A 24404-nucleotide genomic window follows, 5' to 3' on the forward strand; every position below is an offset into this window, starting at 1 on the left:
GCCCGCTCGTCCTCCGCGCGTTCGAGCCTGTCTGATCGTCCTCGCGGCGTGGCTGTGCTGTGTCGTGACGGCGGCGTCCGCACAGGTCGCCCCCAGCGTGGGCGTGGACCCGTGGGCGGTCTACGAATCGGTCTGGTTCGACACGGTGAGTGTCGCCGACGGCTTGCCGCACTCGACCACCACGGCGATCGTGCAGGACACCCGCGGCCTCATCTGGATCGGCACCTTCGGCGGCCTCGTCCGCTACGACGGCTATCGCATGCAGGTGTTCGGCCAGGAGCCGGATTCGTATGCGGGCGCCGTGCTGCCCGATTCGTATGTACGCGCGCTCATACCGCTCGAGGACGGTGGCCTGCTCATCGGCACCAATGCCGGCGGGCTGGTCCGTTTCGACCCGTCGACGATGCGCTTCCACGTCTATCCGGTGGGACCGGGCGGCACGTCGAGCGGTAAGATCTTCGCCATCGCGCGTGCGCGCGAGCGCGGCGAGTTCCTGATCGCGACGGAAGGCGGTGTCGATCGCCTGGACCTCGCCAGCGGCAGGATCACCCATGAATCGGTGACGGCGGGTGACGCCAAAGACATGCTGCCACGCACCTTCGTCGTCGCCGAGGACAAGGCCGGCAACCTCTGGGCGGGCGCGGACAACGGCCTGTTCGTGCGCCACCCGGGCGGTCACTTCGAGCGGGTGCGCTCCGCCGATCCGGCGGTGGAGGAGATCCTCCACGATCAGGTCTGGGCCTTGTTGCAGGACAGCCGTGGCCGGCTTTGGGTGGGCACGGGTCAGTCGGGTGCGATCTACATCGACGCGAAAGGGCAGGGCCACCTCGTGCCGGGCTTCTCCGGCAAGGGCGGGCTGGCCCGCCGCCGCACCGTGCGCGCCCTGCACGAGACGCCGCAGGGCGTGCTCTGGGCCGCCACCGACGGTGCGGGCGTGGTCACCTACGATTTCAACACCGGGCGGCTGCGCACGCTCAGCCATGACGCGGCGATGCCTTCGTCGCTGCCGGGTGACATCACGCGCGACATCTTCCAGGACACCTCGGGCAACATATGGGTGGCCACCGAGCTCGGTGCGGCGCATTACGATCCCAACGGGCGCAAGGTGTTCTCGGTACTGCCCTCGCCACTGGAGACGCACACGCTGTCCAATGCCAACGTGCATTCGGTGTTCGTCGATCCGCGCGGTCGCGTGTGGCTCGGCCTCGGCATGGGCCGTATCGACGTGCTCGATCTCGGCAAGGGCACGATGCACCACCTGCAACTCGGCGGCGAGCAGGCCGAGCGCGACGTGCAGGCGTTCGTGGTGGCGCCGGACGGTTCCATCTGGGCGGGCGCGCAAGGCATCTCGCGCATCGACCCGGACACGTTCGAACTGAAGAGTTCGATGATCCCGAACCTCGATGGCCGTCTGATCCTGTCGATGCAGCGCGACGGCGACGACATCCTGATCGGCGGCTACGACGGTCTCTTCCGCTACGACACGGTGCACGGCACGCTCACGCAGATGCGTCACGACGAGGCCGATCCGAAGAGCCTCGTCGGCGACCAGGTGCGCTTCATCGTGCGCATGCCCGACGCATGGTGGTTCGCGACGATCAGCGGCATCAGCATCGCCTACGACGGTGAGAAGGGCTTCGTGAACCTGCGCCACGACCCCGCCGATCCCGCGAGCCTGCCGCAGGATTACACCGGCTCGATGGCATTCGATTCGCACGGCCGACTCTGGCTGGGCACCTTCGGCGGTATCGCCTATCTGGATGCGTTCAAGCCGCGCGGGCCTTTCCGTTTCGGCCTGATCGGTGCGCGCGAGGGCTTGTCCAACACCAAGATCAACGCCTTGCTGATCGACCACGACGACCGCGTTTGGGCTTCCATGGCCAATGGCGTGGCGATGATTGATTCCGCCAGCCATCGCGTGGCCGATCTCGGTATCCGCGATGGCTTGCGCATTCCCAGCTATATCCATCGCGCGGCCGCGGAAGCGCCTGGCGGCGAATTGATGTTCGGCGGCCTGGGCGGCCTGACGGTCGTGCGGCCGTACTGGGTGGCACCCTCCGTGGCACCGCCGCGCCTCGCCATCACCCAGGTCTCCGTCAACGAGAAGCCCTTGCCACTGGAAAAGGTGCCGGGCGAGGGTGGCCGGGTGGTTCTCGATGGCGACGGTCGCAACATGCGCGTGGACTTCGCCTTGCTCGATTTCCGTGCGCCGCTGGAAACCCATTACGCGTATCGCATGGACGAGGCGGACGGGGCTTGGAACGAGGTACCGCGCGGCATTCCGCCCAGCGCGATCTACACCAACCTCGCCAGCGGCACGTACACCCTCCGCCTGCGCGCCACCATGCGCGGCCTCGACGCGCGCACGGTCGAAACCTCGATCCGCGTGATGGTGACCCCACGCTGGTACGAGAGCCCGTGGACCCTCCTGGCCGGTATCGCGCTGGGCGTGCTGGCCTTCTTCGGGCTGGTCTACCTGCGCACGCTGTATCTGCGCCGGCGCGCGCAGCTGTTGCAGGCGCAGGTGGATGCGCGCACGCGCGACCTGAAGGCGGCCAACGAGCGGCTCGATCATCTCGCCGGCACCGACGAACTCACCGGTTCGCTCAACCGGCGCCGCTTCCTCGAACAGGCGGAGCGTGTGCGCCAGGGAGCGGCCAACGACGGCATTCCCTTCAGCCTCGTGCTCATCGACATCGACGAGTTCAAGGCGGTGAACGACACCTATGGGCACCTGGCGGGCGACACGGTCATCCGCGAGACGATGCGCGTGATCTCGTCGATGTGCCGCGCGGACGATCTCGCGGGCCGCTTCGGCGGAGAGGAGTTCATCCTGTGCCTGCCCGGCGCGCTGGCGGAGCATGCGCTGGATATCACCGAGCGCGTTCGCCATGCGCTCGGCGCGATGGTCATCGTCCACGGCGACTACCGCATCCGCATCACCGTGAGCGCCGGCGTGGCCATGTGGCGCGCGCCGGAGTCGCTGAATTCGCTGCTGGGGCGGGCGGACGAGGCGCTGTACGAGGCGAAGAACGAGGGGCGCAACCGTAGCTGTATCGCGGGGTTGTAATCGCCGCTGAAGCGGCTTCCCACCAGAGCATCGCCGACAGGGTCGGCTCCCACCCAGGCCTCAGATAGGGGCCAACCCTCTCGGCAAGGTCCGGGTGGGAAGCCGCTTCAGCGGCGATCCGCGCGGCAGCGCGGCCCGGCCCCTCAATCCCAACCCCTCAGTCCCTGAAATTCTCGAACTGCAACGGCACTTCCACATCCGCCTTCCGCAACATCGCCATCGCGTTCTGCAGATCGTCACGCTTCTTCCCGGTAACCCGGATCTTCTCGCCGTTGATCTGGGCCTCCACCTTCAGCTTCGCCTCCTTGATCTTCGCGACGATCTTCTTCGCCACGGGCTGTTCGATGCCCTGCTTGATCGTCACCTTCTGCCGCGCCTCCGCCAGGTTCGTCTCGACCTTCCCCGAATCCATCGCGCGCACGTCGATGCCCCGGGCCGAGAGGCGGGCGCGGAGGATATCGGTGAGCTGGCCCAGCTGGAATTCGTTGTCGGCCTTCAGCGTGATCACGTTCTCGTCGAGCTCGAACTTGGCGGATGTGCCGCGCAGGTCGAAGCGCGTGGAGACTTCGCGGTTGGCCTGGTCGACGGCATTGGTGAGCTCGTGGGTGTCGACTTCCGAGACGATGTCGAAGGAGGGCATGGGTGGGTCCTTGTCGAGGGGAGCGATGACCAAGTTTACGCGAGGGCGCTACCATGTGCGTTTGCGTGGTGGATGCGAAGCATGGAATACGACGTTCTCGTCGTCGGGGCGGGTGCGGCGGGCCTGATGACGGCCATCGTCGCGGGCTCCCGTGGGCGGCGCGTGCTCGTGCTCGACCATGCCAACCGGGCAGGCAAGAAGATCCTGATGTCCGGCGGCGGCCGCTGCAACTTCACCAATACCGCCACCACGCCCGCCAATTTCCTCTCGGCGAACCCACATTTCTGCAAGTCGGCGCTGGCGCGCTACACCCCGTGGGACTTCATCGCGATGGTGGACCGGCACCGTATCGCGTGGCATGAGAAATCGCCGGGCCAGCTGTTCTGTGACGAATCGTCCAAACAGATCGTGCGCATGCTGCTCGACGAATGCGCCGCGGTGGGCGTCCGCGTGGAGACGGGCTGCGCCGTGTCCCGCCTTCGCGCCGCCACCGCCGGCGGATTCGCCTGCGAGACGCCGTTGGGGCACGTTCGTGCGGAATCGCTGGTGATCGCCACTGGCGGCCTGTCAATTCCCAGCCTGGGCGCCACGGGATTCGGCTACGACGTGGCGAAGCAGTTCGGCCATGCCGTGCTGCCGCTGCGCGCCGGCCTGGTACCCCTCACGCTGAGCGGCAAGCACCAGGAGCGCTTCGAGGGATTGGCGGGCGTGGCCTTGCCGGTGGAGGCTCGTGCGAACGGCGCCGCCTTCCGCGATGCCATGCTCTTCACGCACCGGGGCATCAGCGGTCCGGCCATCCTGCAGGTATCGTCGTATTGGGAACCCGGCACGGACCTGCGCCTCGACCTCATGCCCGGCCTCGACGCGGGGCAGGCCCTGCGCGAAGGGCGCGCCGAACGCCCCGCCGCGGAACTGAAGACGGTGCTCTCCGGCCTGCTGCCACGCCGCCTGGCCGAGCGGCTTTGCGAGGTATGGCTACCCAACAGGCCGATGCGCCAGTTCCGTGACGCCGAATTGAACGAGATAGGCGCACAGTTGGCCGACTGGCCGCTCGTGGCGAGCGGCACCGAAGGCTACCGTACCGCCGAGGTGACCCTCGGCGGCGTCGACACGGACGAGGTTTCCTCCAGCACGATGATGTCCCGGCGCCACGCCGGCCTCTATTTCGTGGGCGAGGTACTCGACGTTACCGGCCACCTCGGTGGCTACAACTTCCAATGGGCCTGGGCCTCCGGCCACGCCGCCGGCCTGGCCGTCTGACACGGAGCAAGAACATGCGTATCGGTTTCATCGGTCTGGGCAGCATGGGCGCGGGCATGGCCGGCAACCTGGTCAAGGCGGGGCACGAGGTGACGGTGTGGAACCGCTCGCCGGAAGCGGCCGCGCCGCTGGCGGAGCAGGGCGCGAAGGTGGCCGCCACGCCGGCCGAGGCCGCCGCGGGCGTCGAGGTACTGCACAGCATGCTGGCGAACGACGCCGCGGTGCGCGAGGTGATCCTGCATGGGGGCGTGCTCGACGCGCTGCCGAAGGGTGCCGTCCACGTGAACCACGCCACCCTTTCCGTGGCCCTTGCGCGTGAACTGGTCGATGCGCATGAAGCGCATGGGCTCGGCTATGTGGCCGCACCCGTGTTCGGCCGGCCCGCGGTCGCCGCGGCCGGTGAATTGAATATCGTGGCCTCGGGCAAGCCCGAGGCGATGGCGAAGGTCGCGGCCCTGCTCGACCTGCTGGGCCAGAAGGTCTGGCCGATGGGCGACGATCCGGTGCGTGCCACCATCGTGAAGATCGGCGGCAATTTCCTGATCGGCGCGGCGATCGAGAGCATGGCAGAAGCCACCACGCTCACCCGCGCCCATGGCGTATCCGCCAAGGATTTCCTCGAGGTGATGTCCAGCACCTTGTTCGCCGCGCCGATCTACAAGATCTACGGCGGCATGATCGCGGAGGAGAAATACACGCCCGCCGGCTTCAAGATGAGCCTGGGTTTCAAGGACATCGGTCTGGCCCGCGCGGCCGCGGAAGCGGAGCGCGTGCCGATGCCTTTCGCCAGCGTCATGCACGATGCGTTGCTCGAAGCCCTGGGCGCCGGCGACGGTGATCTCGACTGGGCGGGCATGGCGCGCATCGCGGCGGCGCGGGCGCACCTGAAGGATTGAAGCGTTAGACCGCTTTTACGCACGTCTTCACAATCGCTAGCCCGGCGGGTCCGCGACAATCGGACCCGCACGCTGTTGTGCGGCTTACGGATGGATGTCATGTCGGCAACCTGGAAGACGGTGTACGAGGGCCAGCACGAAGGCCGCTCGATCACGGTGAGAGAATCCGGCGACGGAACCTACAAGGTGCTTACCAAGCAGAACGTCCACGACGAAGGAATCGCCTACCAGGATGGCAAGACCTTCGTCCACGTCTCTCCGAGCAGCGTCGGCGAGCAGGTGGAAAGCGAGGCGAATTCGCTCGAATCGCTCGAAGAGGCCTTGAAGGAACTACATTTTTCCGCGGACGCGGTCACCCGTATCTGCTCGAAGCTGCACTGACGGGCGGGCGCCCGTTTCTGCCATGATGGGGGCTCGTTCCCCCATACAGGCGTGCACCGTCCATGGCAGAAACGATGCGGATACTGATGTGCGCACCCACGTTCTTCGAGGTCAGCTACGTCATCAATCCATGGATGACCGGCCACGTGCACGACACCACCCGGGAACGTTCCCAGCGTCAGTGGGACGCCCTCCGCGACACCGTCTCCCGGCATGCCGACGTGGTCCAGCAACCGCCGGTGCAGGGATGGCCGGACATGACCTTCACCGCGAACGCTGGCCTGGTCTTCGGTAACACCTTCGTCCCCAGCCGCTTCCGTTATGCCGAACGCCAGGGCGAGGAGCCGCACGACCGCGCATGGTTCGAGCGCCACGGTTTCGACATCGTCGACCTGCCGGCGGATGTGTATTTCGAGGGGGCGGGCGACGCCTTGTTCGACCGCGGCGTCGCCCGCCGCCTCTGGCTCGGCCATGGCCACCGTTCCGACGCCGCCGCCGCACCCGCGCTGGCACGCCTGCTCGACGTCGAGGTGTTGCCGCTGACGCTGGCCGACCCGCGCTTCTATCACCTCGATACCTGCTTTTGCCCCCTGGCGGATGGTTACACGCTGTATTTCCCGGCCGCGTTCGACGCGGCGGCGCTGGCCTCGATCGAGCGACACATACCGCCCGGCCAGCGCATCGTGGTGAACGAGCACGACGCGCTCGATTTCGCATGCAACGCGGTGAACCTGGGCCGGGTGGTGATCCTCAACCGCGCGAGCGCCGACTTGCGCTCCCGGCTGGAGGGCGCGGGCTTCATGGTGATCGAGGTAGCCCTCGACGAGTTCATGAAGTCCGGCGGCGCTGCGAAATGCCTGACCTTGAAGCTGGACGAGGCGGCAAGCGCCTGATGTCCCATCCGCTCGCGGCGGCCTGGTGGGAGCCGACCTTGTCGGCGATCCCGCGGCAGCGGGCCAGGTTGCGGCAAGCACCCATCGCCGCTTAAGCGGCTTCCCACCACGGCATCGAGTAGATCAGTTACGGCATCGAGTAGATCAGTTTAGGAAGAGACCTGGTGGGAGCCGACCTTGTCGGCGATCCCGCGGCAGCGGGCCAGGTTGCGGCAAGCACCCTTCGCCGACAGGGTCGGCTCCCACCTGGTGTTCTACCACCTGGTGTTCTAGCGAAGCGCCGAGCGGCGGCGCGCCAGCCATTTATCCAGTTCGTTGGCGAAGGCCTGGCGGTCGCGCTGGTGCATCACGGCGGGGCCGCCGGTATCCACGCCGGCGCCGCGCAGTTCCTCCATGAAATTGCGCATCGACAGGCGCGCGGCGATGGTGTCCCGCGTGAACATCTCCCCGCGCGGGTGCAACGCCAGCGCGCCTTTCTCGATGGCGAAGGATGCCAGCGGAATATCCTGGGTGACCACGAGGTCACCCGGCTCGACGCGGCGCACGATCTCGTCGTCGGCGACATCGAACCCGCCCGGCACCTGGATCGAGCGGACGAAGCGCGAGGCCGGCGTCCGGATCCACTGGTTCGCCACCAGTGTCACCTCGACCTGTTCGCGTTCGGCGGCACGGAAGAGGATGTCCTTGATGACGTTCGGGCAAGCGTCGGCGTCGACCCAGATCCGCATCGTCAGAGATCCTGCCAGTCCACGTGGCCGTCGATGATGGTGTTGGTGCGGCCGCCGACCCACACGGCGTCGCCGTCGATGCGGATGATGATGCGCGCATCGTGCCCCACCTCGCGGCCCTGGCTGACGACATAGCCTCTGGCGAGGGAGCCGGTCGTGTCACGCGCGGCCACGTAGGCGGCGATCAGGCCGTTCGCCGCACCGGATGCCGGATCCTCGACGATACCCACGCCCGCCGGGAAGGCGCGCACGGCCAGCCCCTCCACGGAGCGTGCGAAGACGCAGAGCCCCAGCGTGTCCGTGGCCAAGGCCAGCGCCCGGATCGCGGCGTGGTCGGGACGCCAGCCGCGAAGTTCGGCCTCGTCGGCGAACTCGGCGACCCACCAGCGGCGGCCGCCTTCGACGCAGGCCGGGGGCAGGGCGCCCGGCTTCACGCCATAGAGCACGGCCGACAAGGTCTCGCCGCCACACGACGCGTCGCCGACGATGCGTGCCTTCGGCGATTGCACGAACAGTTCCCGTTGCTCGCCGCGGCCTTCGACGCGGATGGGCAGCACCCCCGCGCCGCATTCCTGCCAGATGATGCCCGCGGCATCCGGCACGACCAGGCCCGCATCGAGTGCGGCATGCGCGCTGCCGATGGTGGGATGGCCCGCGAACGGTATCTCCTTGGTCGGCGTGAAGATCCGGGCGCGGTAGCCGGCACCCTCAGCGCGCGCCGGCATCAGGAAGGTGGTCTCGACCAGGTTCGTCCAGTGGGCGAAGCGTTGCATGCGCCGGTCCGACCAGTCTTCCGCGTCGACAACGACGCCGAGCGGGTTGCCACCGCCATGACGGGCGGCGAAGACGTCGAGTTGCTTGTAACGGATGGAAGGCATGCGGTGGGCCGGGGAAACAGGGGGGAACCCTCATGATAGCCGTCCAAAGCCCGAACGGGAGGTGCGGGGGCATTCGACATCCGCACGGGATACCGCCAAGATGCGCGCTGGCTCGACGCGTAAGGACGCTGTTTCAAGGCATGATCACGCTGCTCATCATCCTCGCGACCTGTGTGGTCTCGATCGTCGCTTTCCGCAATCAGCGCCTGCTGGACGACCTGATCCTCTGGCCTCCGGCCCTCAGCCGCAGCCGCGAGTACTACCGGCTCGTCACCTATGGCCTGGTGCACGCGGACGGCGGCCACCTGTTCTTCAACATGATCTCGCTGTATTTCGCGGGACGGATCATGGAACAGTTCTTCACCGCCGTGATGGGCCCGCTGGGCTTCCTCACGTTCTATATCGGTGCGCTGGTCTTCTCGATCCTGCCTTCGTACATGGCGAACCGGCGGAACGCGGCGTATCGCAGCCTGGGTGCCTCGGGTGCCGTCTCGGCGATCCTGTTCGCCTTCATCCTGCTGGCCCCGTGGTCGCGGATCTACCTCATCATCGTGCCGATGCCGGCGATCCTGTATGGCGTGTTGTTCGTCGCGTATTCGATCTACATGGACAAGCGTGGCGGCGACAACGTGAACCACAGCGCGCACCTCTGGGGAGCCTTGTACGGCGTGATCTTCACCGTGGCATTGAAGCCGGCGGTGCTGCTCACCTTCATCGCATCGCTGACGCAACCGAGGTTGTGATGCGCGAACCTGAACTCTTCCGATAGATTCATGTGACTTCGGACGACGGCTGTTACATCATGCGACCGACCGGAACGAAAACCTGATCGTAACGACGTCGTCCGGCATGCACGCGGGTTTCCCCGGTGGGGTGGTTCGCGTCGGCTACTACCGCAGGAGGAATGAACGCATGGCTACGACCCGAAAGTCCGCCGCGAAGAAGTCCACGGCCAAGAAGACGGCTACGAAGAAGACGGCGACCCGTAAGACCGCCGCCAAGAAGGCAGGCGTCCGCGCCGCCGCGAAGAAGACCGCCCGCAAGTCGACCCGCCCGGCAGCGAAGAAGGCCACCGCGAAGCGGGCCTCCGCCAGGAAGGCGCCGGCGAAGAAGACATCGGCACGCAAGTCGGCGGCGAAGAAGGCACCGGCCCGCAAGGTCGCCGCCAGGAAGGCTGCGAAGAAAACCTCCGCCCGCAAGGCCGCCACGCGGAAGTCGCCCGCGCGCAAGACCGCCGTGAAGAAGGCCGCCGTGAAGGCACCTGCGCGCAAGTCGGCGACCGGCAAGACGGCAAGGAAAGCTGGCGCGAAGACAACGGCACGAAAGTCACCGGCGCGCAGCGGCGCGACGAAGACCGCCACCCGGAAGACCACCGCGAGCAAGTCCGTGCCCAAGTCCGCCGCAACCAAAGCGGCCAGTCGCAAGACGCCGCGCGGCATCCCCGCCACTACCAAGGCGCCCACGTCCTCGGCCGTGCCGGTAAAGGCGAAGCCGAAACCGGCAGCCAAGCCACGTTCGAAGCCCGCTCCCGCGGCGCAGGCACCCGAAGCGACCGACGCGCCGGTCCAGCACATCAGCCAGGAAGAGGCGGTGGCGCACATCCAGGCCTTGCTCGACGCCAAGCGTGAACGCGACCGCCAGCCGCCGAGCTGGCCCACGGGCGAGCAGCACGCGGCGGGGGCGCCGAGTATCCAGCCGGGCGACGATCCGAACCCCGCGCCGAAGGCGCCGTCGCCCGAGGCGAGCCACGCGAACGCTTCCCACGAACGCGGCGATCAGCAGAAGAACAAAGGCTGAGCGTGAAAGCTGAATGAAAGGAAAGGGCCGCCTCGCGCGGCCTTTTCTTTTTAGCGGCCGTTCAATCGCGCGAGCGCAGTGTCGGGTCGTCCTTCGGAGAACCTCCATGCGTCGTGCGCATTCGTTCCTCCTCGCGCTGGCGGCCTGCCTGCCTCTTGCGGGTTGTTACTACGATCCCGACTACGGCTATGTCCGCAATGGTTCGGGCGCCGACGCGTATTACGGCGAAGAGACGACGACCGTGGTATCGCCGGGCGTCTACGACCCGGGCTACGGCTATTACGGCGGGGGCTATGGCCCGGGTTGCTGCTATTCCGGTGTCACGGTGGGCACGGTCTGGTACGACCGCGACTACGACCGTCGCTACTACCGGCGCGACCGCGACTGGCATGGCCGCCCACCGCCGCGCGGTGACTGGAACGGACGCCCCGGTGGTGATCACCGTCCGCCGGGCGGTTGGCAAGGCAACAACCGGCCGCCGGGCGGCTGGCGTGGCAACGATCATCCTCGCGACAACGACGGTGACCGTGGTCCGCGCGGTGGTGGTTGGCAAGGCGGCAACCGTCCCCCGAGAGGTGACGGTCAGACCGGTAACCGTCCGTCACGCGGTGATGGCCAGATGGGCAACCGCCCCGGCGGCTGGCAAGGCGGCGGGAACCGTGGTGACCATCGTCCACCTTCGTCGTCTGGTCCGCGTAGTGCTCCGCCGGTCCGCCAGGCAGGCACCGGCCGCGACCGCAGCCGCTTCCGCAGCGACACCGACTGAGTGCGAATCGTCTCGCGGGCTCGGCGAGAGCGATACGGTGAGTCCGCTGGCAGGCTCGGTGGGGGCCGACCCTGTCGGCGATAAAACCTCGCCCCACACGCCATCCCACACCCACACGCATTCCCGACCCGCACGAACCCATAACCCCCTAGCCTGAAGGCCGACCCCGCGCAGGCGACCGGCCGTGCTCCGCTTCCCCGTTTCCATCGTCACGATCGCCGTGGCCGCCGCCATCGGCTGCACCGCCGTGCAAGGGCTGGCTTGGCTCCCGCCGTGGAAACTATCCGCTGTCATGAGTGTGCTCGCGCTCGCCATCGCCATGCGTGCGAGCAAGACCTGGATTCGTCTTCCCGCCGTAGTGGCGATGTTCGCCGCCTGGGCCGCTATCCATGGCGCCATCGCCATGGACGCGCGCTGGCCGGCATCTCGCGACGGTGAGGATGTCGTCATCACCGGTCACGTGGTCGGCTTGCCGCGCCGCATCGGCGCCGACACCTCGTTCGTCTTCGCGCCGGACGCGCGCGGCGGGCAGACCGGCGCACCTCGAGGCCGCGTCCGCCTCACGTGGTACCGCGCGGCGGCGCCGCCGAAGACGTGCGAACGCTGGCGCCTGACGGTACGCCTGCGCCGGCCGCGAGGCACGCTCAACCCGAGTGGCGGCGACACGGAGCGAGGCGCATTGCAGCGGCGCATCGCCGCCACGGGTTATGTCCGTGCGGGGCCGGACAACGCGAGGCTTTCCTCCCCGGCCTGCCTCGATGGCTGGCGAGACCGCATCGGCGAGGCCCTCGATGCACGTGTCGGTGTCCACGATGCCCGCATCCTCAAGGCCTTGGCCATCAGCGATACGCGTGGCCTCGACGCCGCGGATTGGGACATCGCGCGAGCGACGGGTGTATCGCACCTCATCGCGATTTCAGGGTTCCACGTCGGTGTCGCGGCAGGCGGTGGCGTATTGTTGGCGCGCCTGCTGTATTCCTGTTTGCCGTGGCTCGCGCTGACACTGCCGCGGCAGTTGGCTCAAGCGTTCGCGGGCCTCTTCGTCGCGGGTGCGTATGGCGTCCTTGCCGGACTTGGCCTGCCGACAGTCAGGACCCTGCTGATGATCGCCATCGTCGTACTGGCTGGACTCGGGCGACGGCGTGCAGGCGGAGCCTCGCTCCTCGCCCTCGCGTTGCTCGCCGTCCTGGTCGTCGACCCCCTCGCTGTGCTTGCACCGGGTTTCTGGCTGTCTTTCGGTGGGGTGGGTTTTCTCATGCTGTGCGTGACGCCTCGTGCGACGGGATGGCGTGGCTGGCTCGGCGCCTTGTTGCAGGCGCAGGCGGCCATGAGCATCGCCTTGCTGCCGATGTCGCTATGGTGGTTCGGAAGCGCGTCGCTGGTCGGTTTCGCGGCGAATCTCATCGCCGCCCCCCTGGTCAGTTTCCTCGTCGTTCCGCTGGTTCTTTGCGGTTGCGTCGTGCTCGCATGGTCCGGGCTTTCCGGGGTGCTCCTTGTGCCGGCGGCGTGGCTGCTTTCGTGGCTATGGCGTCTGCTCGCCACGATGGCCGATTGGCCGGGTGCGCGCGTAAGCGTCGCCGAAAGCGGAGCGTTGCCGATGATCCTGGCGACCTGTGGCGCGGCATGGTTTTTCGCGCCGCGCGGCCTGCCATTACGAAGCTACGGCGCATTGCTGTTCCTGCCCCTGGCCCTGCCGCCACGTGACCTGCCGGCACATGGCGCGTTTCGCGCATGGGTGCTGGATGTGGGGCAAGGGCTCTCGGTGTTGGTAAGAACGCGGTCGCATACGCTCGTTTATGACGCGGGGCCGGCGTATGCCAGCGGCCAGGACGCCGGAGCGGGCATCGTCCTGCCTTCCGTCACCGCGCTCGGCATCGGCCCCGTCGACTCTCTCGTGATAAGCCATGGCGATAGCGACCATGCGGGTGGTGCCGCATCCGTGGTGGAACGCTATCCGCAGGCGGCGCGCCTATCGGGGGAGCCCGGGCGGCTCCGCTTCGAAGCGATGCGTTGCCTGCCCGGTACGGCATGGTCGTGGGACGGCGTGACGTTTCGCTTCATCGAGGTACCGGCGCAGAAGACCCGCAAGACGAGCGGAAACGACCGCTCATGCGTGCTCGCCGTGGAAGGCGAATCGGGACGTCTCCTTCTCACCGGCGACCTGGGTAACAAGGCCGAACGCCTCATGACGGCGGCATCGCTGGCGTCGCCATTACCGACGGTGACCACCATGGCCCATCACGGAAGCCGCCACTCATCCGACACCGTCTGGTTGCGCGCGGTGCGGCCCACGTTCGCCATCGCTTCGGCGGGCTGGCGCAACCGGTTCGGGCATCCCCACCCGTCGATCGTCGACCGGCATGCCGCCATGGGCATCGATGTCTACGTGACGAACCGCAGCGGTGCGGTTCGCATCGATTTTCCCGCGAATGCGCCTCCCCACGTGGAAAGGGAGTGGCGACGACCCGTGAATCGCTACTGGCACGACTGAGCGGATGATCTGACACGTCCCCCATGTGGGCTTGCACGAAGCGATGGCCGCCACTGGCAGATCGTCTCCCCAGCGGCAACTAGGCTCTAGGACCCACTCATGGGCGAGCCTTCGTATGAATCATGTCCACCGCGTTAGCGTCGGCGTTTTCGTCGCGATCTGTGCTGTTGGTAGTGCCTCGGCAACCGAGGTTCAAATGCAGCCGCAAATCACCGGCTTCATCAGCAACGAGCGCATCACCCATCTTGTGCCCGGAGGCGCGAATGCCGCGCGTGAGATGGAAGTGTCGGTGGCCCTGTACGACGGTTCCGGAAAACAGGTGTCCTTGCCCGGCATACCTTTCGTCATCGAAGCATACGACGGCGCCACGCCCGATTCGGCGTTACGAATCGGGCGCACCGAAATAACGTCCAATGGTCTCGGCCAGGCCCGAATTCGACTTCCTCTCTCGGCATGTCGCGGCAGGGGAATACAAGGGCCTCTGCTGGTTCACCGTACGTCGAACCGTCCCGAGTATTGGGATGTTACCTTCGTGCCTCATGCGAAGGTGAGAGTCGCCGCCGCAGGACGCATAGCTACGGCCGATTTCGTTCATGTATGCAAGGAGTCTTACCGGGGAACCCGGCCATGATCATTTCATCGGCAGGCTCGTCCCCGATCGGCGCAGGCCAGTTGGCATCCGTGCCACGGACTCCCGCACCGGTTGTCGAGGAAAGCCGATACCCGCTTCCCTGGCGCGTCGAACCATCGCCACGTACCGAACCGCTCATGTGGAACTATGGCAATCTCGGCAAGGACTTCGAGCGCTTCTCCGAGCGACTCGATGACGTGCTGGAAAGAATGAAGCTCCTTCGTCCGGATATCGCGGAGGGTAGCTACGATCTGATCCATGATCAGGGGCGGCTCAAGGTGGTGGATGCCAAACTGGATGACCGCTCCGTCATCTGGCTCGAGGAATCGTTCAATGGCGACAAGGTCCTGGTCGAGCGGGCCGCTGCTTTCAACGATCGAGTGGTCAAGACCTTCGACACGGAACGGGGACGGATGGACGAGGAAGGCATCTTCCGTCGCATTGGCGACGGCTACGGAGATAACGGCTGGTCGCGCGACTATTCGGGACTGGAAGCGACCGTCGGTCGCACGACCCGCTTCATGTCGTTGCAGCGAGACATCGATTCACATCGCCTTCGTCCGGAACTCGGGGAGCGCAACCGCTTCGATCGCACGGGCATTTACATGGAAAAGTACATCGAGAAGGACATCATCCAGTACCAGTCGACTTCATCGGGTGGTCTGGAAGTCGTTCGCTCCATTGAAGGGGCCTCGATGTTCGGCTGGCTGGACCTGATGGGCTGATTCGAGTCTCCCATATCGACTTACACGAAGCGATGGCCGCCACCGGCAGGCCGTCGCCCCAGTGACATCTACGCTCTAGGACCCACTCATGAGCGAGCCCTCTTATGATTCATATCCTTCGCACCATCGTCACTGCCTTAGCCTTGATCTGTGCAATTGGCGACGCCTCTGCAACGGAGAGTCAATTGAAGCCGCAAATTACCGGCTTCCATAGCAATGAACGTATTACTCATCTGGCCCCGGGCGGTGCGAACGCGGCGCGGGAGGTCGAAGTGTCGGTCGCCTTGTTCGACGGTGCGGGCCGAGCGGTTGCGTTACCAGGCGTTCCATTCACCGTCGAGGCATACGACGGCAACAGCCTGAACGGTTCGCCCATGGTTGGGCGAGCCACCACCGTATCCAACGGGCTTGGACAAGGACGTGTACGTCTGCCCCTGGGCACCTGCTGGAGAACTGGAATCGCTGGACCCGTCCGGGTACACCGCACATCCAATCGCCCCGAGTACTGGGATATCACCTACGTTCCTTCGGCACAAATTCGTGTCGCTGCCGCAGGCAGATTCGAAACAGCGTCTTTCGTCCATGTGTGCAGGGAAGTTTATCGAGGGACGCGGCCATGATCGTCTCCCCCGCAGGCGTGCAGCAAGCCGGGTTACAACGGATCGTTGGAGGCGGCTCATCACGTTCCTCGGCTGCCAGCAAGGCAGACGGCCCCCCAGCCGTACGTACTGACCCGGCACCGTGCCGGGACCCCGTCATGCGAAATTACCAACAGCTAGGCGTCGACCTCGAACGCTTCGCGAACCGGTTGAATGGCCTGTTCGAGACGATGCGAACGATCCGGCCGGATATCGTCGACGGCAATTACGAGGTCATCCATGACGAAGGTCGCCTGAAAGTGGTCGACAGCACGCTCGACGAACGATCCATCGTTTGGCTGGAAGAGTCATTGAACGGCGATCGTGAACTTGTACGTATGGCGGCGGCCTTCAACGAGCAGGTGGTCAGGACATTCGATACGGAGCGCGGCAACTGGGACGAGCAGGGCGTGTTTCGCCGTATCGACGATGGATACGGCGACAATGGCTGGAATCGCGACTATTCCGGCCTCGCTGGCTCAGTGGGAAGGACCACCCGCTTCATGTCGCTGCAGCGAGACATCGATTCACATCGCCTTCGCCCCGAACTCGGCGAGCACAACCGCTTCGACCGCACGGGCATCTATATGGAAAAGTACATCGAGAAGGACATCATCCAGTATCAATCGACTTCATCGGGAGGCCTGGAGGTCGTTCGTGCCGTCGAGGGAGCCTCGATGTTCGGCTGGCTGGACCTGGTGAGCTGATTCGCTCAGGCCGTTATGTACTCCGGAACCAACGACTTCTGGCGTGGCTGCCGAAACGGAGCCGCGAAGACGTGTGGAATTCAGGGCCACCTGTCCAATGACGCCTGGTTCGGGTGCTAGCCTGCGGGGGCGGACCAATGGAAGGAGGCGGTCATGTTTACCACGGAAGGTGTGCCTGGTTCCCGAACAGGAACGCGACTGGACCTGCAATGAGCGCCGTGATGGCTCTGTTGTTGCCGATGTTCGTGAGCATCGCCTGGCTGGTCGTCCTCGTGGTGGGCCTGTTGATCAGGCCCGCCAAGTCGCGTGGCATCGCCGCGCCCGACCGTATGCCTAACGTTACAGTGATGATTCCCCATTACAACGAGGATATAGGCCGGCTCCTCGGAACGTTGGAGGCCATAGACACACAACGTTACACGGGGAGGATGGATATCCTCCTTGTCGACGATGGCTCGACCAATCAAATTCAATCAAGCCTTGCCTCGTGGGTAGGTGGCACGCGAGCACACGCGGTGAAATCCATCGTTCTCGATAGAAATACGGGACGCAAAGGCAAGGCGTTGGACGAAGCGCTCGCATGTCTTCCTGAGGATACGGAAGTGGTGGTGATCGTCGATAGCGACACGATTCCATTCAACGGCGCCATGCAAAGACTCGTGGAGCATTTGTGGTCCGATCCTGGCTGCGCTGTTGCGTGTGGCTATCTTGTCCCTTGCAATCCGCATGTTTCCGCCATAACGAGGATGCAATACCGAGAATACACCGGGCCGCTTAGCGCTACGAAGCTGGTCCAGAACCACATCGGCCGGGTACCCACGATGGCTGGCGCTTTTTCTGCGCATCGCCGCAAGGTCATCGAACACATCGGCGGGTGGGGTAGATGGTCCGTGGAGGACATGGCGTGGACGTGGAAAGCGTTGGCGTTCGGTTACGGGTCCCGGTATGTCGTCGAGGCAGTGGCTCTCACCCGTTGTCCCGAGTCGGTGGAGGAGTTAAACCGTCAGCGGCGACGTTGGTCGCGTGGGCATATCGAGGCATATGGAGAGCTATTGCGGACTTCTCCCATGGTGGCTGTCCTGATGTTTCCCTTCCTCGCATGGCATGTGATCAGGCATACGACGCTGGGATTCGCACCATTCAACCTGCTTGCGCTGTGTTGGATACCCACTGAAACGATCGTTCTGTTCGCGGCACAGACGGTGCTTTACCTGCTCGTTGCGATGCTGCACGTCGGTCGCTCAGCGAACCCGTGTGCGCAGGACTGGAGAGACGCGATAGTGTCATCCACCGTTGGCCGGTCGTTTCGCCTCTGGTTGTGGTGGCCCGGGGTCATGGGAATAGCCGATGCGGTTAGAGGAGGCAATCGCACCTGGCTGACCCGAGGGCTACACGATGACCCGAAGTGACGAGGCCTTCCTGAACGATGGCGCGACATGTCCGATCCTTACGTGAACCTGATTCCGGCTGGCTGGACCTGATGGGCTGATTCGCCACGCCGTGTTGCACCGCCGTTTGACATTTTCAATTTAGAACGATTTAAATGCCGCTTCCGCAAACGAGGGGATCGACGCGTGACGGTATCCAAGCACGGTTGGGGGAGGGCGGTGCTCGCCCTGGCGACGGCGTCTGTGGTCGTGCCTGTGGGAGCCCTTGCGGCAACCCGGGGTTTCGACAGTTCGTTCGAGAAAGGAAATCCCGCGCTTGCCGCCAGCCCGCAGGGCAGCCTCGATATCCGGATCGTGGGAGGACCACCCGCCGAGGCGGTGCTCACCGCCAAGGCGAACGTCGGTTTCACCGGCACCCATTCGCTGCGTTACGCCGGTACGTCGGCCGGATCGGCCGTCACCGCGAAGCTGTTCGATACGGACGTTCAAATAGTCGACAGCACGACGCTCTCCTGGCTGGTGTTCCCGCGTTCCAACAAGGACGACCTGGTGAACCCGGCCAACTACGTGAGCGTGGATCTCGTCTTCGACGACGGTTCGCGGCTTTCCGCGACCGGTGCGCGCGACCAGCATCGCGTGCCCGCCACCGCGAAGGGGCAGGGCGAAGGACGTGTGCTCTATCCGGACCAATGGAATTACGTGAGCGTCGATCTCGGCGCGGTCGCCAAGGGGCGCCGCGTGCGTGCGATCGAACTGACGGCGGATGCACCGGCGGGCAAGGCCTTCGAGGGCTATGTAGACGACGTCCGCGTCGGCGTGGTCAAGGATATGGCCAGCTCCCATCCCACCGACTACGTCGATACCCGCCGTGGCTCGAACGCCAACGCCAATTTCTCGCGCGGCAACAACTTTCCCGCCGTGGCGATGCCACACGGCTTCAACTTCTGGACGCCCACCACGAACGCCGGCTCGAACTGGATCTACCAGTATCAGGAGCGCAACGGCGACGACAACCGCCCGCGTATCGAGGCCTTCGGTCTTTCGCACGAGCCCAGCCCGTGGATGGGTGAGCGGCAGACCTTCCAGGTGATGCCCGCCCAGGTGGCCTCGGGTGCGCCGCCCTTGAAGCGCGAGACGCGCGCGCTTTCCTTCGGCCACGATGCCGAAGTGGCGCATCCCGATTACTACCGCGTGCGCTTCGACAATGGCGTGGTCACGGAGATCACGCCGACCGATCATGCGGCCATGTTCCGGTTCACGTTCACGGAAAAGCGCTCGCAGCTGATCTTCGACAACCTCAACGACGATGCGTCAGTGACGCTCGATCCGGAGCACCGCTCGATCCAGGGCTGGTCCGACGTGAAGAGTCGCCTGTCCACGGGCGCCACCCGACTGTTCTTCTACGCGGAGTTCGACAAGCCGGTGACCGAAAGCGGCCGCCTGACCGGCGAGAAGCGCGATGCCGCCTCGGCCTGGTTCGGCTTCGACACGGCAAAGAAGGGTGGCAAGACGGTGACGATGCGCATCGCCACCTCGCTCATCGGCGTCGACCAGGCCAAGGCCAACCTCGCCCAGGAAATCGCCGCCGCCGACGACTTCGACCGTGTCCGTGAGCGCGCCCGCAAGGCGTGGGACGAACGCCTCGGCATGGTCGCCGTGGAAGGCGCGACGCGTGACGAGCGCACAATCCTCTATTCGAACCTTTACCGCCTCTTTCTCTACCCCAACCAGGCATACGAGAACACCGGCAGCAAGGAAAAGCCCGTGTGGCGCTACGCGAGCCCGTTCTCCGCGCCCGCCGGCGAAAACACGCCCACGCATACCGGCGCGCGCACCGTCGATGGCCAGCCGTACGTCAATAACGGGTTCTGGGATACCTATCGCACGGCGTGGCCTGCGTACGTGCTGTTCACGCCGACGGAAGCGGGCCGGATGATCGACGGCTTCGTGCAGCAGTACCGCGATGGCGGGTGGATCGCACGCTGGTCGTCGCCCGGATACGCGGATCTGATGGTCGGCACCAGTTCCGACGTCGCCTTCGCGGACGCGTGGCTGAAGGGCGTGCGCAACTTCGACGTCGCGTCGTTCTACCAGTCGGCGATCCGCAACGCCTCTAGCGTCAGCGACGTGAAGGGCGCCGGGCGCAAGGGCATCGAGCGCTCCCTGTTCAACGGCTACACCGACGACAAGGTCGCGGAAGGCCTGTCCTGGTCGATGGACGGATACATCAACGACTTCGCCATCGGCAACCTGGCCGCCGCGTTGGCGAAGGCGCCGCCCGCCGGCGACAGCTACCGCTCCTACGCGGACGATGCTGTGTGGTACCGCTCGCGCGCCCTCGGCTATGCGAACCTCTTCAACCCCGCCGTCGGTTTCTTCGTCGCGCGCGATCCCGCCGGCAAGTGGCGCTGGGATGCGAAGGACTTCAGCCCCATCCGTTGGGGCGGCGACTACACCGAGACCGATGCCTGGAACATGGCGTTCCACGCGCCGCAGGACGGCGCCGGCCTGGCAGCGCTCTACGGCGGACGCGCGGGACTCGGCGCCAAGCTGGACGAGTTCTTCTCCACCCCGGGCAAGTTCGACGTGGGCGACTACGGCGACGTGATCCACGAGATGCTCGAGGCGCGCGACGTGCGCATGGGCCAGTACGGTCATTCGAACCAGCCGTCGCACCACATCATCTGGATGTACGACGAGGCCGGCCAGCCGTGGAAGACGCAGGACAAATTGCGCGACGCGGTCTCCCGGCTCTACGTGGGCAGCGAGATCGGCCAGGGTTATCCCGGTGACGAGGACAACGGCGAGATGTCGGCGTGGTGGCTGTTCGGCGCGGCGGGCTTCTACCCCTTGCGCATGGGCACGCCCGAGTACGTGATCGGCGCACCGCACTTCCCGCACATGGTCATCACCCTGGAAGGCGGGGCGAAGATTGACATCCGCGCACCGGGCGTGAGCGATACCAACCGTTACGTGCAGTCGCTCAAGGTCAACGGGCAGCCGTGGAACACGCTCAGCCTGCCGCACGCCTTGCTCGCGAAAGGCGCGACGCTGGAGTTCGAGATGGGTCCCAAGCCTTCGACCTGGGGCACCGGTGCCGACGCCTTGCCCGCTTCGTTGACGGCGGAAGGCTCCCGTCCGGCGCCCTTGCACGACGTGACGCGTGCGGACGCGGTCACCCTCGACGGCAAGAAGGACGCGAAGCTCGCCGCGCTGGCGGATAACGACTCGGCCACGGAGTTCGCGCTGCGCGCGGGCAAGGCCACCGTCGCCTATCGCCTGGACAAGCCGGTGGGCGTCACGGTCTACACGGTGACGTCGCCGGCCACCGCCGAGGCGCCCACCCGATGGACCTTGCAGGGTTCGGCCGACGGCAAGCACTGGGCCACCCTGGACGAACGCCGCGACGAGCGTTTCCCGTGGCATCGGCAGACGCGCGCTTTCACCGTGGCCCAGCCGGCCGCGTACAGCCGCTATCGCCTGAACTTCGAAGGCACGGGCCCGGGTGGCGTCGCCGAGCTGGAATTGTTGGCGCCGTGACGACCGGATAGGACGGGCTCGCATCCGGACTGCCAAGGCCGCCTCAGTCCGGATCGCGGGCCCTGCTATGATGCCCGCCTGACTTTTTGGTACTCCCGGGGTTCACGTGCTCGAGATCCTTCTGGCTGGCGGCTGGGCATTGCTGCCGATCCTCATCTGTTCGCTGGCGGCGCTGGCGATCGTGCTGGAACGCTTCTGGGCCCTGCGCCGCGCGGCCGTGCTGCCGCCGGGGCTGGGTGCCGAGGTCCGCGAATGGGCCCGTTCATCCAAGCTCGACGCCACCCATCTCGCCGCGCTGGAAAAGGGCTCGCCACTGGGTGAGTTGTTCGCCGGCGCGCTGGCCGTGCGCGACCGTCCGCGTGAACTGATCAAGGAGCGCATCGAGGACACCGGCCGCCATGTGGTCCACCGCATGGAGCGCTACCTGAACACGCTCGGCACCATCGCCCTGATCGGTCCGTTGCTGGGCCTGCTGGGCACGGTGATCGGCCTGATCCGCATGTTCCTCAACGTGATGGCCGGCGGCATCGGCGATCCGACCAAGATGGCCGGCGGCATCGGCGAGGCCCTCATCTGTACGGCCTTCGGCCTGGTGGTTTCCATTCCCGCCTATGTGCTGCACCGCTACTTCCGTTCGAAAGTGGGCGGCTACGTGGTGCAAATGGAAAAGGAAGCGACGGCCCTGCTCGACGACCTCTCGGCGCCGCGTCCGGCCGCGCCGCGTCGCCGGACCGCCGCGCCGGAAGCCGCCGCCACGCAGGCCGGTTGATCCATGCGCATCGGTTCCCGTCGCGAAGACGATTTCGAGATCAACGTGATCTCGCTGATCGACGTGCTGCTCACCCTGCTGATGTTCTTCGTGCTCAGCACGACCTTCATCGAGCACTCGCGCCTCAAGGTCAACCTGCCCAAGGCCGACAGCGAGGCGCGCGAGGCCACGGACAACGCGCTCACCCTCGTGGTCGACCGCGACGGCCATTACTCCGTCGGCAGCGACGAAGTGATGGGTGAGGGCATCGACCCGCTGAAGTCCACCATCGAACGCGTGGCCGGTCCCGACCGCGGCCGCCTGGTGGTGATCCGCGCCGACGCGATGACGGCGCACCAGAACGTGGTGCGCGCGATGGACGCGCTGGGCCAGCTCGGCTTCACCCGGCTCTCGATCGCCACCACGCCCGCCGAGGCGGCGGCAGGCAAGTGAGCACGCAAAAGGTTTCCGTCTGGGACGTCCGCACCTGGCAGACGTACAAGCGCCTGCTCGGCTACACGCGGCGGTTCCGTACGGCGGGATACATCGCGATCGTCGGCATGATCGTCGATCCGGTCTGCCTGTCGGTGTTCACCGGCATGCTCAAGCCGCTGATCGACAACCTGTTCGTCGAGAAGGACCCGTACACGATCTTCTGGATGCCGATCTGGATCGTGGGCATCTTCCTCGTTCGTGGCGTGGCCTCCTATGCCACCGACTACGGTATCGCCTACGTCGGCCGCAACGTGGTGCAGGCGATCCGCGTGGACGTGTTCGCCGCGTACCTGCGGCTGCCGGCCGCCTTCTTCGCGCGCGAACCGTCGGGCCAGCAGATCTCTCGCATCACGTATACCAGTGAGCAAGTGGCATCGGCGTCGGCGGATTCGCTCAAGGTCGCCGTGACCGAAGGCCTCACCGTCGTCGGCATGCTCTGCGTCATGCTGTATCACAGCCCTTACCTCACCATGGCCTTGCTGGTCCTGGTGCCTTGCGTGGTCGCCATCGTCACGGTGATCAGCCGGCGCTACCGCAAGATCAGCAAGCGTATCCAGGGCAACATGGGCACGGTGACCAGCGCCGTGGAAGAAGCCGTCGCCGCCAATCGAGAAGTACGCATCTATGGTGGGCAGGTCCGCGAGACGGCGCGGTTCGGCGACGTCGCCGAGCGCCAGCGCCGGTTGAACCTCAAGGTGTCGTCGACCAGCGCGATGTCCAGCGCCACGATCCAGACCACCGGCGCCGTCGCCCTCGCCACGCTCGTGTTCCTGGGCACGCGCCCGCACGTCCTCGACAGCATGACGCCCGGCGTCTTCACCTCGGTGCTCACCGCGATGGGCGCCATGCTGCCGTCGCTCAAGCGCCTCGCCGGCATCCAGGCCAGCCTGCAGAAGGGCGTCACCGCCGCGGAAGACCTCTTCGAGATCATCGACGAGCCCGCCGAAGTGGACACGGGCACCGAAGAACTGGTCCGCACGAAGGGCGACATCCGCTTCGAAGACGTCAAGCTCGTCTACGAGCGCAACAAGCACGAGGCCCTGCGCGGCGTCGACCTCGCCTGCGCACCGGGCACCGTCACCGCGCTGGTCGGCCGCTCGGGCAGTGGCAAGTCGAGCCTCGTCAGCCTGTTGCCGCGTTTCTATGAGCCCACCGGCGGCCGCATCCTGGTCGACGGACGCGATTACCGGCAGTACAAACTTCCTTCGCTGCGCAAGCAGATCGCCTGGGTGGGCCAGCACGTTGTGCTTTTCGACGATACCGTCGCCGCGAACATCGCCTATGGCGAAATGGCGGGTGCGTCCGAAGCGGAGATCACGGCGGCCGCGCAGGCCGCCAACGCGATGGAGTTCATCGAGCGCCTGCCGGAAGGCCTGAACACGCGGATCGGGCAGGGCGGCAACTCGCTTTCGGGCGGCCAGCGCCAGCGCATCGCCATCGCGCGCGCGATCCTGAAGAACGCGCCGATCCTCGTGCTCGACGAAGCCACCAGCGCCCTCGATACCGAGTCCGAGCGCCTGATCCAGGACGCCTTGACCCGCTTGATGCGCGACCGCACCACGCTGGTGATCGCGCACCGCCTGTCGACCATCGAGCACGCCGACCAGATCGCCGTAATGGAGCAAGGCCGGATCATCGAACTGGGCACGCATCGCGAACTCATCGACAAGGGCGGACAGTACGCGGCCTTGCATCGCATGCAGTTCCACGAGCAGGTCACGGCGGGCTGACC

The 24404-nt window shown here is 65.8% G+C and carries 20 protein-coding genes; 17 read left to right on the forward strand and 3 right to left on the reverse strand.

The genetic code is table 11. The features are described 5' to 3' along the window. The first annotated feature begins 64 nt into the window (after window positions 1–64). The gene (locus QFZ41_RS18125) at window positions 65–3070 is read left to right on the forward strand and encodes a ligand-binding sensor domain-containing protein (RefSeq protein ID WP_429200006.1); all 3006 of its coding nucleotides are present in this window, start codon (window positions 65–67) and stop codon (window positions 3068–3070) included. A gap of 157 nt (window positions 3071–3227) precedes the next feature. On the opposite strand, the gene QFZ41_RS18130 is transcribed toward QFZ41_RS18125, so the two are convergent. Beyond that, window positions 3228–3710, reverse strand: a complete 483-nt coding sequence (locus QFZ41_RS18130) for a YajQ family cyclic di-GMP-binding protein (protein WP_429200007.1) — start codon at window positions 3708–3710, stop codon at window positions 3228–3230. Window positions 3711–3791: 81 nt separating this feature from the next. On the opposite strand from QFZ41_RS18130, the gene QFZ41_RS18135 reads away from it, so the two are divergent. The 4 genes from QFZ41_RS18135 (at window position 3792) to QFZ41_RS18150 (ending at window position 7140) form a co-directional block, all read left to right on the forward strand. Then, window positions 3792–4970, forward strand: coding sequence for an NAD(P)/FAD-dependent oxidoreductase (locus tag QFZ41_RS18135; RefSeq protein ID WP_429200008.1), 1179 nt, complete (start codon window positions 3792–3794; stop codon window positions 4968–4970). 14 nt (window positions 4971–4984) lie between these two features. After that, a complete protein-coding gene (locus QFZ41_RS18140) occupies window positions 4985–5866 on the forward strand; it encodes an NAD(P)-dependent oxidoreductase (RefSeq protein WP_429200009.1) in 882 nt (293 codons plus the stop codon). A 99-nt stretch (window positions 5867–5965) separates the two neighbouring features. Continuing rightward, the gene (locus QFZ41_RS18145; protein ID WP_429200010.1) at window positions 5966–6247 is read left to right on the forward strand and encodes a hypothetical protein; all 282 of its coding nucleotides are present in this window, start codon (window positions 5966–5968) and stop codon (window positions 6245–6247) included. A 62-nt stretch (window positions 6248–6309) separates the two neighbouring features. Next, a complete protein-coding gene (locus QFZ41_RS18150; protein WP_429200011.1) occupies window positions 6310–7140 on the forward strand; it encodes a dimethylarginine dimethylaminohydrolase family protein in 831 nt (276 codons plus the stop codon). A 269-nt stretch (window positions 7141–7409) separates the two neighbouring features. On the opposite strand, the gene QFZ41_RS18155 is transcribed toward QFZ41_RS18150, so the two are convergent. Both QFZ41_RS18155 and QFZ41_RS18160 read right to left on the reverse strand, forming a co-directional pair. After that, a complete protein-coding gene (locus QFZ41_RS18155) occupies window positions 7410–7868 on the reverse strand; it encodes a YaiI/YqxD family protein (protein WP_306847217.1) in 459 nt (152 codons plus the stop codon). 2 nt (window positions 7869–7870) lie between these two features. Further along, window positions 7871–8746, reverse strand: a complete 876-nt coding sequence (locus QFZ41_RS18160; RefSeq protein WP_429200012.1) for a PhzF family phenazine biosynthesis protein — start codon at window positions 8744–8746, stop codon at window positions 7871–7873. Window positions 8747–8886: 140 nt separating this feature from the next. On the opposite strand from QFZ41_RS18160, the gene QFZ41_RS18165 reads away from it, so the two are divergent. From QFZ41_RS18165 to msbA, 12 genes are all read left to right on the forward strand, one after another. Further along, entirely contained in the window at window positions 8887–9489 is a 603-nt protein-coding gene (locus QFZ41_RS18165) for a rhomboid family intramembrane serine protease (protein WP_429200013.1), read from the forward strand. A gap of 106 nt (window positions 9490–9595) precedes the next feature. Next, window positions 9596–10543, forward strand: a complete 948-nt coding sequence (locus QFZ41_RS18170; RefSeq protein ID WP_429200014.1) for a histone H1-like repetitive region-containing protein — start codon at window positions 9596–9598, stop codon at window positions 10541–10543. A gap of 106 nt (window positions 10544–10649) precedes the next feature. Next, entirely contained in the window at window positions 10650–11309 is a 660-nt protein-coding gene (locus tag QFZ41_RS18175) for a hypothetical protein (protein ID WP_429200015.1), read from the forward strand. A 184-nt stretch (window positions 11310–11493) separates the two neighbouring features. Next, the gene (locus tag QFZ41_RS18180; protein ID WP_429200016.1) at window positions 11494–13800 is read left to right on the forward strand and encodes a DNA internalization-related competence protein ComEC/Rec2; all 2307 of its coding nucleotides are present in this window, start codon (window positions 11494–11496) and stop codon (window positions 13798–13800) included. A gap of 115 nt (window positions 13801–13915) precedes the next feature. Next, on the forward strand, window positions 13916–14431 hold the full coding sequence (locus tag QFZ41_RS18185) for a hypothetical protein (RefSeq protein ID WP_429200017.1): 516 nt from the start codon (window positions 13916–13918) through the stop codon (window positions 14429–14431). Continuing rightward, on the forward strand, window positions 14428–15156 hold the full coding sequence (locus QFZ41_RS18190) for a hypothetical protein (RefSeq protein ID WP_429200018.1): 729 nt from the start codon (window positions 14428–14430) through the stop codon (window positions 15154–15156). The genes QFZ41_RS18185 and QFZ41_RS18190 overlap by 4 nt, the downstream gene beginning before the upstream one ends. Window positions 15157–15772: 616 nt before the next feature. Further along, window positions 15773–16501, forward strand: coding sequence for a hypothetical protein (locus tag QFZ41_RS18195; RefSeq protein ID WP_429200019.1), 729 nt, complete (start codon window positions 15773–15775; stop codon window positions 16499–16501). 209 nt (window positions 16502–16710) lie between these two features. Further along, the gene (locus tag QFZ41_RS18200; protein WP_429200020.1) at window positions 16711–17910 is read left to right on the forward strand and encodes a glycosyltransferase; all 1200 of its coding nucleotides are present in this window, start codon (window positions 16711–16713) and stop codon (window positions 17908–17910) included. Window positions 17911–18075: 165 nt separating this feature from the next. After that, on the forward strand, window positions 18076–21429 hold the full coding sequence (locus QFZ41_RS18205) for a GH92 family glycosyl hydrolase (RefSeq protein ID WP_429200021.1): 3354 nt from the start codon (window positions 18076–18078) through the stop codon (window positions 21427–21429). A gap of 106 nt (window positions 21430–21535) precedes the next feature. Continuing rightward, complete coding sequence (locus QFZ41_RS18210) at window positions 21536–22198, forward strand: MotA/TolQ/ExbB proton channel family protein (protein ID WP_371022876.1); 663 nt, start codon at window positions 21536–21538, stop codon at window positions 22196–22198. Window positions 22199–22201: 3 nt separating this feature from the next. Beyond that, window positions 22202–22630, forward strand: coding sequence for an ExbD/TolR family protein (locus tag QFZ41_RS18215; protein WP_429200022.1), 429 nt, complete (start codon window positions 22202–22204; stop codon window positions 22628–22630). Beyond that, entirely contained in the window at window positions 22627–24402 is a 1776-nt protein-coding gene (gene msbA / locus QFZ41_RS18220) for a lipid A export permease/ATP-binding protein MsbA (RefSeq protein ID WP_429200023.1), read from the forward strand. The genes QFZ41_RS18215 and msbA overlap by 4 nt, the downstream gene beginning before the upstream one ends. The last annotated feature ends 2 nt before the right edge of the window (window positions 24403–24404 follow it).

It is taken from the genome of Luteibacter sp. W1I16 (assembly GCF_050434905.1).
In the GTDB taxonomy this organism is placed as follows: Bacteria; Pseudomonadota; Gammaproteobacteria; order Xanthomonadales; family Rhodanobacteraceae; genus Luteibacter.